Source organism: Nostoc sp. CHAB 5836, assembly GCF_020829445.1.
Lineage (GTDB): Bacteria > Cyanobacteriota > Cyanobacteriia > Cyanobacteriales > Nostocaceae > Nostoc.
This window is the reverse complement of record NZ_JAIVFV010000016.1, coordinates 25,972-42,303: the sequence shown is the minus strand read 5'-3', so window position 1 is coordinate 42,303 and position 16,332 is coordinate 25,972. Positions and strand designations below refer to the sequence as shown.

The 16,332-nt window shown below is 43.8% G+C and carries 15 protein-coding genes, 1 tRNA gene and 1 other annotated feature; of the genes, 12 read left to right on the top strand and 4 right to left on the bottom strand.

Going from position 1 to position 16,332, the window contains the following annotated elements:
* Positions 1-304: 304 nt before the first annotated feature.
* Both LC605_RS05470 and LC605_RS05465 read left to right on the top strand, forming a co-directional pair.
* The gene (locus tag LC605_RS05470; RefSeq protein ID WP_229546549.1) at positions 305-1,015 is read left to right on the top strand and encodes a GDYXXLXY domain-containing protein; all 711 of its coding nucleotides are present in this window, start codon (positions 305-307) and stop codon (positions 1,013-1,015) included.
* Between the two features lie 356 nt (positions 1,016-1,371).
* Positions 1,372-5,595, top strand: coding sequence for a DUF4347 domain-containing protein (locus tag LC605_RS05465; protein ID WP_229546548.1), 4,224 nt, complete (start codon positions 1,372-1,374; stop codon positions 5,593-5,595).
* A gap of 147 nt (positions 5,596-5,742) precedes the next feature.
* Here LC605_RS05465 and LC605_RS05460 read toward each other — a convergent pair whose 3' ends face one another.
* A complete protein-coding gene (locus LC605_RS05460; RefSeq protein WP_229546547.1) occupies positions 5,743-6,687 on the bottom strand; it encodes a glycosyltransferase family 2 protein in 945 nt (314 codons plus the stop codon).
* A gap of 154 nt (positions 6,688-6,841) precedes the next feature.
* Here LC605_RS05460 and rplS point away from each other — a divergent pair, with 154 nt between their 5' ends.
* The 8 genes from rplS (at position 6,842) to rplL (ending at position 11,648) form a co-directional block, all read left to right on the top strand.
* Complete coding sequence (rplS, locus tag LC605_RS05455; RefSeq protein WP_229546546.1) at positions 6,842-7,204, top strand: 50S ribosomal protein L19; 363 nt, start codon at positions 6,842-6,844, stop codon at positions 7,202-7,204.
* 452 nt (positions 7,205-7,656) lie between these two features.
* Positions 7,657-7,729: transfer RNA gene (locus LC605_RS05450), tRNA-Trp, on the top strand.
* 296 nt (positions 7,730-8,025) lie between these two features.
* Positions 8,026-8,247, top strand: coding sequence for a preprotein translocase subunit SecE (secE, locus tag LC605_RS05445; RefSeq protein WP_229546545.1), 222 nt, complete (start codon positions 8,026-8,028; stop codon positions 8,245-8,247).
* On the top strand, positions 8,247-8,888 hold the full coding sequence (gene nusG / locus LC605_RS05440; RefSeq protein ID WP_229546544.1) for a transcription termination/antitermination protein NusG: 642 nt from the start codon (positions 8,247-8,249) through the stop codon (positions 8,886-8,888). The genes secE and nusG overlap by 1 nt, the downstream gene beginning before the upstream one ends.
* Positions 8,889-8,894: 6 nt before the next feature.
* Positions 8,895-9,320, top strand: coding sequence for a 50S ribosomal protein L11 (rplK, locus tag LC605_RS05435; protein WP_069071558.1), 426 nt, complete (start codon positions 8,895-8,897; stop codon positions 9,318-9,320).
* A 145-nt stretch (positions 9,321-9,465) separates the two neighbouring features.
* Complete coding sequence (rplA, locus tag LC605_RS05430) at positions 9,466-10,179, top strand: 50S ribosomal protein L1 (RefSeq protein WP_229546543.1); 714 nt, start codon at positions 9,466-9,468, stop codon at positions 10,177-10,179.
* Positions 10,180-10,326: 147 nt separating this feature from the next.
* Positions 10,327-10,495, top strand: a sequence feature (ribosomal protein L10 leader region).
* 63 nt (positions 10,496-10,558) lie between these two features.
* Positions 10,559-11,173 (top strand): 50S ribosomal protein L10, encoded by a 615-nt coding sequence (gene rplJ, locus LC605_RS05425; protein ID WP_229546542.1) that lies wholly within the window; start codon positions 10,559-10,561, stop codon positions 11,171-11,173.
* 85 nt (positions 11,174-11,258) lie between these two features.
* Positions 11,259-11,648: a 50S ribosomal protein L7/L12 gene (gene rplL, locus LC605_RS05420; RefSeq protein ID WP_229546541.1), complete on the top strand. Its 390-nt coding sequence runs from the start codon at positions 11,259-11,261 to the stop codon at positions 11,646-11,648.
* Between the two features lie 607 nt (positions 11,649-12,255).
* Here rplL and LC605_RS05415 read toward each other — a convergent pair.
* Positions 12,256-12,648 (bottom strand): GNAT family N-acetyltransferase, encoded by a 393-nt coding sequence (locus tag LC605_RS05415; protein WP_267868422.1) that lies wholly within the window; start codon positions 12,646-12,648, stop codon positions 12,256-12,258.
* 137 nt (positions 12,649-12,785) lie between these two features.
* On the opposite strand from LC605_RS05415, the gene LC605_RS05410 reads away from it, so the two are divergent.
* Positions 12,786-12,926, top strand: coding sequence for an FHA domain-containing protein (locus LC605_RS05410; protein ID WP_267868421.1), 141 nt, complete (start codon positions 12,786-12,788; stop codon positions 12,924-12,926).
* Between the two features lie 89 nt (positions 12,927-13,015).
* On the top strand, positions 13,016-14,062 hold the full coding sequence (locus tag LC605_RS05405) for an anthranilate phosphoribosyltransferase family protein (RefSeq protein WP_229546540.1): 1,047 nt from the start codon (positions 13,016-13,018) through the stop codon (positions 14,060-14,062).
* A gap of 181 nt (positions 14,063-14,243) precedes the next feature.
* Here the strand turns inward: LC605_RS05405 and LC605_RS05400 are convergent, their stop codons facing one another.
* Both LC605_RS05400 and LC605_RS05395 read right to left on the bottom strand, forming a co-directional pair.
* The gene (locus LC605_RS05400; protein ID WP_229546539.1) at positions 14,244-15,668 is read right to left on the bottom strand and encodes an LCP family protein; all 1,425 of its coding nucleotides are present in this window, start codon (positions 15,666-15,668) and stop codon (positions 14,244-14,246) included.
* Between the two features lie 286 nt (positions 15,669-15,954).
* Complete coding sequence (locus tag LC605_RS05395) at positions 15,955-16,317, bottom strand: hypothetical protein (protein WP_229546571.1); 363 nt, start codon at positions 16,315-16,317, stop codon at positions 15,955-15,957.
* Between the last annotated feature and the right edge of the window lie 15 nt (positions 16,318-16,332).

Here is a 16,332-nt window from a genome sequence, read left to right as displayed (position 1 = left end):
TAAAGAATTCAGGAGTCAGAATTCAGAAGTCAGAAGTCAGAAGTCAGAAGTCAGAAGTCAGAAGTCAGAAGTCAGGAAAGGTTCACTTAAATTTTAGATTTTTTCTTCAATCCGAAATTCCAAATCTAAAATTGAATGATTCCTAACTCCTAACTCCTAACTCCTAACTCCTAACTCCCAACTCCTAACTCCTAACTCCTAACTGAAAATCTCTGTCCATCAAAGTTTTTAAAGTTTCTCTGCGTCAGTCCTAATCTCGTTACTTTTTATCTCCTCAAGACCTCTGCTTTTTAGGACTACGCTCATGACTAATACCTCTTCTGAATCTAAAAATAAAGTTTTGTCTCCCGAAGCCGAATTTTCCAGCAAGGTGACTTTTCGGGATTACTTGATTGCTACTGAACAAAAATCGAATAAGCCCTTACCTTTTTGGCGGTTAATAGCTCCCCTGGCGCTGCAAACAGGACTAATTATGGCAGTTCCAGCCCAAGCGCTTTATACAGATGTGACAGGCAAGACGGTGATTTTGCAAACCGTACCTGTAGACCCTAGCAATGTCCTAGAAGGTAACACCTTAGCATTAGATTACAACATATCCCGTACCTCAACTTTAAGTAGGCTGTCTGGTTGGCAAACATTAGTTAGCAAAGGTCGTGGAAGTGGCAGAAGATTGCCTGAAGGAACCAATATCTACGTGACTTTACAAGAGCAACTATCCTCTGGTCGCGGTGTTCCTAGAGCTTGGAGACCGTTACGAGTAAGTAGCGATCGCCCCACAACTCTTAGAGCCAACCAAGTAGCCTTAAAAGGTGTTTATCAAGATGGCTCTGTTAATTACGGCTTAGAAACATATTACATCAGAGAAAACCAACGGCAGCAGATTACCAACGACTTACAAGCCCAACGCGCCCGCAGAGGACAAGTACCACCCATTGTGGTGAAGGCGAAAGTAGATCCACAGGGTAAAGCAGTACCAGTTAGTATGTGGGTGCGCGATCGCAACTATCGCTTTTAAGCTGCTAGGCAAATAAACATTCCATGTTTATACGCAAAGTTGATCTCCAAAATTCTGAGCGCCGCAAGTCCGCGCTCAGAATTTTCTGTTTGGAATTAGATCCCGCTAGAAAATTATCGAGCAATGTAATATACTTGTAGTAACAGCGTCGCGCAATCAATTACCTAGATTGTCACCCCATCTCCCTGAGTAGAAGGTGAGTCATGTTTACTCATGTATTTTTATATAATACATAATGGATAATCTTTCGGCGGGAAGGGAGTAATTGTGAATGTTATTAAGTGTGTGAAAACCCAGGATTTACAAGGCTAAAGTCAGTTTTAGTTGACCTCATAACCTTAGTTTGAAGTAACAAAATGGCAACGTTACATACTCCACACTTCCAATTAAATTCTATAATACCCACCTCATATACCCATAGCCTGGTCTTCATCGACACGGCAGTTGAAGACTATCAAAGTTTAGTCAACGGTGTTATCCCCCACACAGAAGTATTCGTTATTGACCCGACACACAACGGTGTTGAGCAAATTACGGAGATTTTGGCAACTCGCGCTAACCAAAACCTCAGCAGCATTCATCTTGTTTGTCATGGTGCCCCTGGTAGCTTGCAACTGGGTAACACTCACTTAGGACTCGATACCCTCGAATACCATAGCCAGCAACTCCAACAATGGCAGAAGATATTTTCGCCCTCACCCAAAAGTGATAACTCCTGCAACTTACTCATCTATGGTTGCAATGTAGCTTCTGGTGATGTGGGGGCAGAATTTCTTGCCAAACTGCACCAACTGACGGGAGCGAATATTGCTGCTTCTAGTCAGTTGATCGGCAGTGCAGCATTAGGCGGTAACTGGGAGTTGTCAGGTAGCACCACTGATATGGAAGTAAACCTTGCATTTACAGAAACGGCGCGGAAAGCTTACGCAGGAGTACTAGGAACATTTACGGTAAATAATACCGGGGATGCAGATGATGGCGATCGCAACAACGGCATCACTACACTGCGGGAAGCAATTAACTTAGCCAATGCTACTGCTGGAAATGATACTATTACCTTCGGCGGAGTGTTCACTAAGGGCGCCCCAGATACCATTACCCTCACCTCTGGGCAACTGAGAATTACTGACGATGTTACCATTTTGGGGACTGGGACATCTAATCTTACCGTGCGTGGGAAGAATGTCCCTACAATATTCGAGATATCAGGACTAGCGACAGATGTCACCATTGATGGCTTGGCGATCGCTAGGGGCGATATTAAGGTCAATACATATTCCATCCTCAGTCTCACTAACAGCAACGTGTCTGGCAATAGAAAGAAAAGGGGTATCTCTAACAACGGTATCCTCAGTCTTACTAACACCAGCGTCTTTGGCAATACTGGAGGCGGTATATATAACGGTAATGGTGGTATCCTCAGACTAACGGAAAGTAGTGTTTATGGCAATACAGGCGGAAGCGGCATTTTTAATGATTCTGATTCTATTTCTCTCGGCCTAATTAACAGCAGTGTTTCTGGCAATACGACCAACTTGAGTGGGGGTGGCATCTATAATAATGCACAGAATTTCAGACTAATTAATAGCACTGTCTCTGGCAATAGGGCAAAGTTGAGTGGAGGTGGCATTTTTAACGGAACGCCGGAATTTGGTGATTATGGCGGATCAGCTACTCTAATTAACAGCACCATCTCTGGCAATACGACAAACTTGAGTGGCGGTGGTATATACAATGACACAGGCAACTCTGATCGAGGGGGCAACTACGCAGACAATCAACTTACTCTAATCAGCACCACAATTAATAACAACACTGCTGACTCCGATGGTGATGGTAATGGCAATGGTGGGGGTCTTTTTAATAACTATAATGAGGTTGATAGTAATGTCAAAGTTAGTAACACTATCATCGCAGCCAACTTCGACAACTCCACCTCCGGTGATCTATACCCTGATGTGGTTGGTAGCCTGATTGACTCCGGCAATAACCTGATTGGCAATAATACTGACACCGCCAACTTTACCACCAGCAGCCTCGTCGGCACAAGTGCTAACCCCATTGACCCCAAACTCGGACTGCTGCAAAATAACGGTGGTGCAACCTTAACTCATGCCTTACTTCCAGGTAGTCCCGCCATTAACGCTGGCAAGAATTCCTTAGTTCCTACGGGTTTCACCACCGACCAACGCGGTGCTGGATTTAACCGGATATTTGACGGTGTTGTTGATATTGGTGCTTATGAAGTTCAACCCCCCCCAACTAAACCAGCTAATACTGACACAGTGGTGACTAATACCAACGATTCTGGGGCAGGGTCATTGCGACAAGCTATCCTCAATGCCAATGCTACTGTTGGAGCAGATACGATTACCTTTGCGGGTGTGTTCACCGATTCCACCCCAGATATCATCACCCTCACCTCTGGAAAATTGACGATTACCAATGATCTGAAGATTTTGGGGACTGGGGTATCTAAGCTCACCATTAGCGGTAATGTCTCAGGCGTGTTTGAGATATCGCGCACAGGCACAGATGCAACTATTGATGGCTTAAAGATTGCTAATAGTTATGGGCCCTTGGGCAGTATTTTGATTGATACCAATGCCAGCCTTAGCCTGACAAACAGCACTGTCTCTAATAATTACGGCGCTGTAGGCGGCATCTTCAACAGAGGTACTCTCAGCCTGACTAATACTACGATCTCTGGTAATATAGGCTCATTATTAGGCGGGGGTATCCTTAACAAAGGCAACCTTAGCCTAACTAATAGCACTGTCTCTAATAATGGTGTATACCTCGGTTACAACCCTGCCTACGGCGGGGGCATATTCAACACAGGCAACCTCAGTATAACGGGAAGCACCGTCTCTAATAATAGTGCGATCAGCGAGGTTGATCATCGCTACGGTACTAATTTTTACCCATCTTACGGTGGGGGCATCTATAACTCTGGCACCGTTAAGCTGACCAATAGCACTGTCTCTGGTAGTAGAGCGCAAAGCGGTGGCGGTATTTTTAACTCTGGCACGGTTAACCTGACCAATAGCACGATCTCTGGCAATACTGCGTATATTGACGGCGGTGGCATTTCTAACTCCGGAACTCTCACCCTCAGCAACAGCACCATTACCAATAACAGCGCCGAAGGCTATTCCAACAGTAGTGATTATCTTCAGGGTGGTGGTGTTTTTAACAACTTAAAGGGGACTGCCATAGTTGGCAACACTATCATTGCAGGTAACACTGTAAGCAGGTTCAACAATACGTACAACAATGATGAATCCCCTATCTTTACCTTTGATGTTTTTGGCAATTTCACTGATGCCGGCAACAACCTGATTGGCGACAACACAGGTAGCACTAGTTTTACTACCAGCACCCTCGTTGGCACTAGCGCCAATCCCATTGACCCCAAACTCAGTCCCCTACAAAATAACGGTGGTGGAACCTTTACTCATGCATTAATTGGGGATAGTCCTGCCATCAATGCAGGTAGTAATACTCTGATTCCAGCAGGGATCACCACTGACCAACGCGGCGCTGGATTTGACAGAATATCTCAGGGTAAAGTTGATATTGGTGCATTAGAGTTCAACGGGCTGAATGGAACCAATGGCGCTGATAATCTAGTGGGCAAAAACTATTCTGACATAATTAACGCTAAAGGCGGGAACGATACCATCACCGGGAATCAAGACAACGATATCCTCACTGGTGGCGGTGGCAACGATAAATTTGTTTACAATTTAGGTGACGGTGTTGATACTATTACTGATTTTGGTGGACTAGGCAAAGGCTCAAATCCCTCGGCAGCAATCATTGCCGAATTGGATACTCTGAAATTCCAAGGTACTGGATTGACAGCCCAAAATTTGTTACTCACCCAGAATGGTAACAATCTGGAAATCACTTTTGAAGGGGTAGCTGATAACAAAATTATTCTGCAAAACTTTTCCCTGCAAAACCTAGATAACCTCTCCACCATCGGCAATATCCTATTTGATGGGCAAAACACCATTAGTAAAAGCTTTGATGTCTTCGATGCCAACTCTACCCAAAGCACCATCTCTAACAAAAACATAGTTACCTTTCTCAATGACCTCAACAACAATGTCAATGGCTTTGACAGCTCGGCCGATGTTATTAATGGTCAGGCGGGTGCTGACGGCATCGACGGCAAAAGTGGCAACGATCTTTTAAGGGGTGGTGCAGGTAATGATACCTTGACTGGCGGTGCTGGTGATGACATCCTTGTTGGTGGTGCAGATTCCGATACCTTGACTGGCGGTAGTGGTCGTGACCAGTTTATCTACCAAACCTTGAGTTATTATGTGGATGATACCATCACTGACTTTAATCAGAACGAGGATAAGTTAGTCCTTACTGAGGCGTTTAAGAATCTCCGCTACACAGGCAGCAATCCCGTCGGTGATGGCTACCTACAGTTTGTGCAATCGGGTACTTCTACACAAGTTAATTACTCTAACTATGGTATTGGTTCTTACTTTTACACCTTGGTGACTTTGAATAATTTCACGGCGACAAATCTGGTAGTTGGTAGTAACGTCCTCGTCTAGCGCGAGGAGTTAAACTGAGCGCTAACGGTGAAGTCCAGCAGTCGCACAGAATTAAAATAATTCGTTGCCTGAAACCCTTGTAGAGACGTAGCAGTGCTACGTCTCTACATTCCTTTTCACTCCTATATCTATTTGACCGTACATCATTTACCACTCAATCAATACAAGTTTACGAACCTGAGAATTGTTCCCTTGAGTGCGACGTGATAAGATAGCAGTTAGCAAAAACTTCCAAGACTGAGGAGAAAGTATAGACGGATCTATCATTGAAAAAAAACTCTTGATATTTCCCTGCTTGAGCGCTACTAAAATCCAATGGAGTTTCAGGTAATTTTTTATATCTTCAAAGACGGGAATCTTTGAGCGGTGTTGTTCATCCACCAAGACGTAAATCTTCTCCTTCATCAAAATATTTGTCGCCAACCGCCGAGACAAAGAAAACTTTTGATTATACGCACCAGTCCAGATAGTCCGGTAAGCAAGACACTGATTTAAGAAAATAGCATCGCCAAACTGAGCAATCCGAATCCAGGAATCGATGTCATCGCAGTTAGCATCAAGTGTGGAGTCCCAACCACCAGTTTGGAGGAAAGCATCACGCCGACAAGCTACTTGTACAGGCGTGCCAAAGGGTACAAGCTCTAAAAGCATACCGTAGTGAATATCAGCTTTTGGGATATAAAAAGCTAAACCGGGGCCAACTTGGGGAGTGCGAGAGAGTTCAACTTCATTGCCATCGACCTGAGCCGCTACACAAGAGCAGATTACAGCATCAGGACGAAGTGCGATCGCCTTTGCCATCTCTTCTACACAGTTGGGCGCTAAATAGTCATCATCATCTAAAAACTTAATCCAGTCGCCGCTAGCTTTGGCAACTCCAGCATTTACCGTTGCTGCATGACCAAGGTTCACTTCGTTACGATGGTAAACAACCTTGTCCCCTAAGCTTTTGAGATAAGTTTGGGTGTCATCAGATGAACAATCGTCAGCAACAACCACCTCGCACTCGATTGTTTGGTTACGAGCCGAATCAATTGCTCTTTGCAGCAAATTCAAGCGATTATAGGTACTGATGACGACGCTAAATTTCATAAATTTCTCCCAGTGGTACAGCATTCTGCAATATAGCTTTGATCTCTAGGCTGTTGTATCAGTAAAATTATCAATCTCCAAATAGGTAGACTGAAATAGGATTATCGATTTATGATTGATGATTGTGAGTTTTTTTTAAGCAGACAAAAAGACTATGAACGCTCAAGAGATTATCCGCTCCATTGAAGCGGAACACATAAAATCGAATTTGCCCGACATTTATGTGGGCGACACCGTAAAAGTGGGAGTAAAAATCAAGGAAGGCGAAAAATACCGCGTACAACCCTACGAGGGAGTAGTGATTGCCATGCGCAATGGTGGTATCAACGAAACTATTACAGTCCGTAAGGTTTTCCAAGGTGTGGGCGTTGAGCGAGTATTTCTGTTGCATTCTCCCCGGATTGACAGCATCAAAGTATTACGTCGTGGTAAGGTACGCCGTGCTAAACTGTACTATCTCCGCGATCGCGTAGGTAAGGCAACCCGGATCAAGCAACGGTTTGACCGCCCTTTGTGATTCATCCTTCAATCATTTATACAAGATATGCCGAAAACCCTTGAGGAACAGCAACGTAGTTGCGTATTCCGTACTTCAGGCTGGGTGATGAAGGCTAATTGAGTCCTAAAGGACTCAACCATGTTAGGATGGTTTAATCAGTACAAGATTTAAAAACCTACCCCCGGACTGGGGGAAAGTCTACGCCTGAAAAACCTTGAGGAGATATCACTACGCCCTACCGGGCAAACGTGGTGAGCCTGGGAACCTGTTTATACAGGATATTAAGACTGTGAGGTCTTAAGAATCTCCTCATCCTAGTGGTCGGAGAGTGTCAAGGGAGAAATCTCTTTTCTTCAAGCGGCATCTGCCGCTGACTTGTTTCCCAGACAAAATTGAGGTATGATATAGATCGCATATTGCGTTAAACTGAAATTTAGTTCAGCGCAATCACTGAATCAAAAACAGCTTGTGCGCTCTTAGTTCAGTTGGTAGAACGCAGGTCTCCAAAACCTGATGTCGGGGGTTCAAGTCCTCCAGGGCGCGCTCAAGAGCAAAAAACAAAGCCCGAAATAATTACGCAGCTGCTAACATAGCAGTTAGCGCTAATATTTCGGGTAAATTTATTGAGTTTGCAGTTGTTTTGCTTCCAGTAAGTGAAATAGAGTCGAAACGGCAAATCTGGACGAACAAATTTTAGATTTGAAATTTTAGGTTTTGGATTGACAAAAAATCTAAAAATGGACAACCCAAAATCCAAAGTTGAATGCCTTTGCCTTAAAGCATGGGGTGAATCTAAAATCCTAAATCCAAAATTGAGTGACAAAGGGGGATAAACGGTCGTGGCCAAAAAAAGTGAAGCAGAATTGCCAGAAACCACAAATGGGTTTAGCTTTGGCAACTTCATCCAGGGAATTAAAGAAGAACTTGAAAAAGTAGTTTGGCCCAGTCGCCAACAAATAGTGAGCGAATCCGCTGCTGTGTTGTTAATGGTGGCGCTCTCCGCATCTTTGATATACTTGGTCGATGGATTGTTTGCTTGGGCAGCTAAACAGGTGTTCTGATGACTTTCGCAACAGACGAACCGCGCAACTCAATCTTGCAGTCGGAGGAAACAGCAGAAACAGCAGAAACAGCGTCAAAAGAAGCACGCTGGTATGCAGTGCAAGTAGCCTCAGGCTGTGAAAAGCGGGTAAAAACTAACTTAGAGCAACGCATTCAAACTTTTGATGTCGCTGACAAAATTGTGCAGGTAGAAATTCCGCAAACGCCATCGGTGAAAATCCGCAAAGATGGTAGTCGCCAGCATACAGAAGAAAAAGTTTTCCCTGGCTATGTGCTGGTGCGGATGATGATGGACGATGATACCTGGCAGGTGGTACGCAACACCTCTCATGTAATCAACTTTGTCGGTTCAGAACAAAAACGTGGTAGCAGTAAGGGTCGAGGTCATGTCAACCCCATACCACTAAGTTCTTCAGAAGTTGAACGTATATTCAAACAAACCAGCGAACAAGAAGCTGTTGTCAAAATTGACATGGCTACTGGTGATAAGATAATGGTGCTTTCTGGCCCATTTAAAGACTTTGAAGGTGAGGTGATTGAAGTCTCCCCAGAACGGAGTAAACTTAAAGCCTTGCTCTCGATTTTCGGCAGGGATACACCAGTAGAATTGGAATTTAATCAGGTAGAGAAACAGAGCTAAATACAAATGGCGAAGAAAGTAGTGGCGGTCATTAAACTGGCCTTGAATGCTGGAAAAGCCAACCCAGCACCGCCAGTTGGGCCCGCCTTGGGTCAACATGGTGTCAACATCATGATGTTTTGTAAAGAGTACAACGCCAAAACAGCAGACCAAGCTGGAATGGTGATACCTGTAGAAATTTCGGTTTTTGAAGACCGGAGTTTTACATTTGTACTCAAGACGCCACCCGCATCAGTGCTGATTCGGAAGGCGGCGAAAGTTGAAAAAGGCTCCAATGAACCCAACAAAAAGAAGGTTGGGTCAATTACTAAAGCACAATTGCAAGAAATAGCCCAAACGAAACTCCCCGACCTTAATGCCAACGACATCGACGCGGCAATGAAGATTGTGGCAGGAACAGCTAAAAATATGGGCATAACAGTCACAGACTAAAAAAGTTATGAGTTATGAGTTATGAGTTATGAGTTTTTAATTAGTAACTCGTCATTCCCCACTCCTAACTTCCTACTCCAAAATCTAAAATCCAAAATTGTATCGGGGGAGAGGCGAAGCTTCGGAATTACCCCAGGAGAATAAAATGCCAAAAATATCGCGTCGTTTGCAGGGACTGCAAGCAAAAGTAGAAGATAAGGACTATCATCCCCTAGAGGCTTTAGCCCTTCTCAAAGACACAGCAACAGCTAAATTTACCGAAGCGGCGGAAGCGCATATCCGGTTGGGAATTGACCCCAAGTATACAGACCAACAGTTGCGGACAACGGTAGCACTGCCCAAAGGTACAGGACAAATCGTCCGGGTGGCGGTGATAGCCAGAGGCGAAAAGGTAAACGAAGCCAGCAACGCTGGTGCTGATATAGTAGGTTCAGAAGAACTGATTGACGAAATCCAGAAAGGTAGAATGGATTTTGACAAGCTGATTGCCACACCAGATGTGATGCCACAAGTGGCAAAGCTGGGTAAGTTGCTTGGGCCGCGTGGTTTAATGCCATCGCCCAAGGGTGGAACTGTAACATTTGATTTAGGAAGTGCGATCGCAGAATTCAAAGCTGGTAAATTAGAATTCCGAGCTGACCGAACTGGTATTGTCCATGTTATGTTTGGTAAGGCAACCTTCTCGCCTGAAGATTTGTTAGTCAACCTGAAGGCATTGCAGGAGACGATTGACCGTAATCGTCCTTCGGGAGCTAAAGGTCGTTATTGGCGCACATTTTATGTGTCAGCCACAATGGGGCCATCGATTAAAATTGATATCAGCGCTCTACGAGATTTAAAACTGAGCGAAGCAAGTTAATAAGAGTTATGAGTTATAAGTTAGGAGTTAAGAATAAAACTTCTAACTCCTAACTACTCACTCCTAACTTTAAATTAAAAGAGTTATGAGTTATAAGTTAGGAGTTAAGAATAAAACTTCTAACTCCTAACTACTCACTCCTAACTTTAAATTAAATAGGCAAAGCCGGAGACAGCAGGTGCTAATAGCTCAAATACCCTGCCGAGGTTAAAACTCTAATTGTCAGAATTACCGCCTACAAAGGTGTGATAACTATGGCATCGGGAGTTTTAATACTCAACCCCGGCTAAATTAGCTGGGGTTTGTTGTTTGGGTTCAGGTTTAGAAAAAACGCACAAGTAGGGCACTTCACCGATTATTTTAAGGAGGTGAGATTGGAATGGGTAGAACACTAGAAAATAAAAAAGAGATAGTAGCTGACCTCAAAGAAACTTTGAGTGAGTCAACTCTGGCACTGGTAATTGACTATCAGGGGCTAACAGTTTCGGAAATCACAGACTTACGGCGGCGGCTGCGTCCCAGTGGCACTGTTTGTAAGGTGACAAAGAACACCCTAATGGGCATTGCCATTAAAGATGATGCAAAATGGGAGCCTTTGTCGGAATTGCTCAATGGTTCTTCCGCTTTTTTGCTGGTAAAAGAAGATTTTTCATCGGCAATTAAGGCGTACCAAGAATTCCAAAAAGTTACCAAGAAGACAGAACTTCGTGGTGGTGTACTGGAAGGTCGTCTACTTAAAGAACCGGATGTCAAGGTACTGGGAGATTTGCCATCTAAGGAACAACTCATCGCCCAAATTGCTGGAGCTATCAACGCCTTAGCTACCAAGATTGCTGTGGGTATCAACGAAGTTCCTGGTTCACTGGCTCGTGCTTTGCAGGCTGTGGCCGACCAAGAGCAAAGTGGTGGTAGCACCAAAACCTCTGCTGTCGAAGATAGCAGCAGCGAAAGCACTGCTGAAGCTGATAGCAGCACAGAAACTGCTGCTGAATAGACTTGGTGTTCATCAGTCAAAAGTCAAAAGCTAATGACTAATGACTAATGACAAATAAATAATCAAAATTACAGGAGTTATATCAATGTCTGCTGCAACCGATCAAATTTTAGAACAACTAAAAACCCTTTCTTTGCTGGAAGCTTCTGAGTTAGTCAAGCAAATTGAAGAAGCTTTTGGCGTAAGTGCTGCTGCACCCGTTGGTGGTATGATGATGATGGCTGGTGCGGCGGCGGCTCCGGCTGAAGAAGCCGTTGAGCAAACTGAGTTTGAAGTGATTCTCGAATCAGTTCCAGCTGATAAGAAGATTGCCGTGCTGAAGATTGTCCGGGAATTGACCGGTTTGGGTCTGAAAGAAGCTAAAGACTTGGTAGAAGCTGCGCCCAAGGCAGTTAAAGAAGGTATTGCTAAGGATGCTGCTGAAGATGCTAAGAAGCGCATCGAAGAAGCTGGTGGTAAGGTGATTATTAAGTAGTCACAATTACATTAGTACTTTTTTATTACAGCTATTTTCAGGTAAATAGACCACCCGGTACGGGCACAGCAATGCTCATACGTGTCAACTTAAGCCTTGGCGAATGGAATTCGCGGCTATACAGGCAAAGCGGACTAAGGTCAAATCAGGGTTTTGAAACCCACGGGGGTCGGTTTTGTTTGTGTAGACGCGGTTTATAACCCAATACAGTTCAGATAAGACTAAAACCCTTGTCCAGTGGACAGTGTAGAGACGTTGCAATGCAACGTCTCTACGGGCCTATGGTTCTCCAGAAAATCCTTAACCCAAGCGTATTGGTTTAGGTTTTTAATATTTGTAGGTTGGGTTGAGCTTTTGCGTTACCCAACAAACCCCGCTCTTCCGTTCGGTTTTGTTCCTCAAACGCCACGTGCTACCCTGCGGGAACGCTAAAAGCGAACAAGTCTCTTAACCGCAAGGGCGCAGTGGCTCCCCAACCTACACATTTTTTATTTTTTTGCCAAAACCTGCGCAGTATTAGCCTCTCACCTACCCTTTTAATTTTTAATTTTGCCTTGCGGTACTAGCCACCACTCTACAACGGCGAAAGTTCCTTACTCAACATTGGCTATTGCACTGTTTTTGACATCATAATTATTTTGGAGTTATAACAAAACCCACACTGATCATAGAACGCTGAGGCTGGACTATCCCGTGCTGTCAATAGATAAATCTTATTGACATTTTGACTCACTAAATTTTGGGAAAGTACATCCATAATTTTCGTGCCAATTCCGCTTCGTTGCCTAGTGGAATCAATACACATTTCCTTCAGGTAAAAGCTTTTACCTTGAAACCATATTTCAATATAACCAATAGCAAAACCGACAATTCTATCCTCTAAGATTGCAACAATACTATGTGAGTAAGGCATATTATAAAAATCTTTCAATCTGTTCAAAGCTGATTCAATCTCCCAGTTTTCATTCCAAGGAGGATTACGAAAAACTGAAACAAACAAGTCCGCGCATTCTTTCAGGTGTTGATGTTCAATAGGTTGTTGTCACAACTTTCCAAAGCTACCCTCTGAGATACCCTATTTTTGTAGTGTACCCTAAAGACAGCAACCGCCTGCCTGGTGGTTCTACAAATGCATACATGATTGTTGACATGAGTACAAATGGTATTTATTTAAACAACAACTCTCTCACTCCAGGTATGCAATATCGCCTCATGAACGCTGATTCAGTGAGATTCGGTCAAGATAACCTAGTCAACTTCACGGTATATGTCGTATAGCAAAAAGCTGATTTTGTATGAATATTCTCTGCGTACCTCTGCGCTCCTTTGCGTTTAAATTCTAAAATTCGTTTATTCACAAAGGACAAATGAGCAATCTATTTCGGGAATTCCTGCAAAAAGTAGGCAGTGGAAACCACACAGCCGAGAATTTAACTCGTATTGAAGCAGCCACCGCGACCAAAATGATGCTCCTAGCTGAAGCGACACCAGCCCAAATCGGAGCGTTTTTGATTGCTCATCGAATCAAGCGGCCCACGGGTGAAGAGTTAGCCGGAATGTTAGATGCATATCATGAACTGGGGCCAAAACTGCAACCAATAGCCTCTGAGCGACCAGCGATCGCTCTTGGCATCCCCTATGATGGCAGAAGCCGCACAGCACCAATTAGTCCCGTAACCGCTTTACTACTCGCCGCAGTGGGACAACCAGTGATCATGCACGGAGGCGATCGCCTACCAACAAAGTACGGCTTACCCCTGATAGATATTTGGCAAGGTTTAGGAGTCCATTGGACTAACCTACCACTAGCAAAAACCCAGCAGGTATTTGAGCAAACGGGAATCGGCTTTATTTATCTACCTCAGCATTTTCCCTTAACTAAAAGTATTTGGGAATACCGCGATCAACTCGGCAAACGTCCGCCCTTAGCGACAATGGAGCTAATTTGGTGTCCTTATGCTGGGGATGCTCATGTAATTGCTGGGTTTGTCCATCCGCCGACAGAAGGAATGTTTCAGATAGCTTTAGGGCTGCGAGGAGTCACAAAATTTACATTAGTGAAAGGATTGGAAGGTAGTTGTGACTTACCGCGCGATCGCACTGCAATCATCAGCTTATCTTCATCTGTAGCATCCCAAGAGGTAGAACGATTACACCTCGTACCGCGTGATTACGGCTTTACTACCAAGAACGTACCCCTTGGAACTACTGAAGAACTGGTGACGAATATTCAAGAGGTTTTGGCAGGTAAACCAAGTGAATTGATGCAAACAGCCTTGTGGAATGGCGGATTTTATCTATGGCGGAGTGGTATTTGTCCAGATATGTTAGAGGGTTTAGCTAAGGCAGAAGAATTATTAACCAATGGTGTGGTAAAAGCTAAACTCCAAGAACTCAGCCAGTTAGCGTGTTGATCCATAGGACTTACGCATTCTTCTCTACCAGACGCTTTTTGGTAATTTTTGCATAAGTCCTGATCTAAATAAACGAACCACAGAGTCGCAGAGAACACAGAGACAACAGAAATAGAGAGGTTTTTCGTCAGTTTTGGGATATTTTTTCTTTGAAGGTCTGTAATTCGTAATTAATTACGAATTATTTCGTCCCCGACTTCTCTAAAATAGATTTTTCTTGCAACCAATCCTGACCTACTTGGATACTGATATCTGAGCCAAGATTGCCAGTACTTTCCACGCGGACTTCGCCAAATCCCAAAGTGTTGCGAATTGATTCGGCACTGTCACCATCTCCTTGTTGGGCGACAATGTGAGTTACCTCTAGAGGTTCACCCCATGCTTTGGCCACATAGATGTTGCGATATCCAGATTTTTCCAAAGCTCTAATTAATGGTCGGAGGTTAGAGCGATCGCCACCTGTACTATCTTGAATTGCTACACGCAAAGAGCTTGGGTCAGTTGTAGTTGCAAGCTGTTCCTGTTCTGACTCCAAACCAAAGTGTTGGCTCATTAGTTTCGCAATACCATCTTTATTAGGCAACCAATAGCTAGCATCATACTCACTCTTCTCGCTAAAGCGACCTGGCAGCATTAACATTTGCATATTAGAGCGATTTGTCCGCACTCCAAAACCCATCAACGCCACTAACTCTTCAACAGTCAAGTTAGTATCAATGTGGTCTTTCACTACATCCAGAACTTTAGGCAATTGAGCAACAGTAGCTGGATTGAGTGTTTGATCCATCAAAGCACGCATAACCATTTGCTGGCGCTGAATTCGACCAATATCACCCAGTTCATCATGGCGAAACCGCAGCAATTGCAGTGTTTGATCGCCGTTGAGATGCTGCTTACCCGCCTTTAAATTGATGTACAAATGCTGAGAATCATCTTGGTATTTCATATCTTTGGGGACGTAAACTGTTACCCCACCTAAAGCATCAATCAGCTTACCAACTCCCAAAACATTAATTCGGACATAGCGATCAATTCCCGCCCCACCTAAGAGATTACTAACGGTTTTGGCAGTTAAAGCTGGCCCACCCTCCATATTGGCAGAATTAATTTTTTTCACTCCATACCCTTCTATTTGTGTGCGGGTATCTCTGGGAATGGAGAGCATATTTATTTTTTTCGTCTCTGGATCAAATTTGACCAAGAGCATCACATCGGAAAGACCATCAAAGGAGTTTACTTGAGGTAGGTATCTCAGATTTTTAGTTTCTTCAGGAGGGTTTTGGATATCTGGCGGAAGTACGCTCATCCCCATCACCAAGAGATTCACCGGGCGAGTTAATTCTGAAAATCGCAGCACACCTCCAGAAATGCGATCGCTATCAAAGACCGCCTCTTCTTGTGGACTTAACTGGGCTTGTTGCAAAGGCGTACTGGTCAAAGACACCGCCAAAAGCGCTCCCGCAGTTGCTGACACCATCGCAATACCGCTCATACCTACCCAAAACCACAGCCAACGTCCTGATTTCGAGTTCTGGGAAATTTTTGTATTGAGCTTTGAGGCTTTTCCCGACTGGTTTTCTTCCGCCGAACTTCTTTGAATGGTCACAGACTTCCTCACACTTACTCACTAATCAAATTCGGTAAATTTGCAGACTAAAAACATCCAAACAAATCAACCCATAATAGCTAACTCTTAATTATCAGTGCTAACATTTTTAATGTAGTGTCAACCACAACACTTATAGCAGCATTTTTTCTTCTTTTGGGCCAATCTAGAGATGTTTTACTGAAGTATGGCAATAATAAACTGGATTTGACTAGATATATAGATAAATAAACCGTAATTTTCTCCAAAATAAGTAAAAATACGGGGAAATTCTCCCCCGAAAAAACTAAGATAAATACTTACCAAGCACTCGTTCTGCTAAATTACTAAACCCTGGTAAACGCCCAGATTTGCCCTGCATTAGGCGCAAAATCAACCAGACACTCACTAAAAAGTAACCCGATGTGAGAAAGCTATTCAGGATAAATAGACGTAGTGGAAAAAAATCTGAAGTTGCTGCTCCGGTAGCGAATAAAAGATATCCCAACAGCCAAGTAAGTGCCAAAGTAATAGACAGACGACTAACAGCAAGTTGTTCCCGACTACCCTGGCCCCCATAGAGAGTCCACAAGGACGGAAAAAAACCGATAATCGGAACTAAATATAAAAGCAACTGTGTTTTGGGCATTGGGCATTGAACATCGGGCATTAGAAAAACACTTTC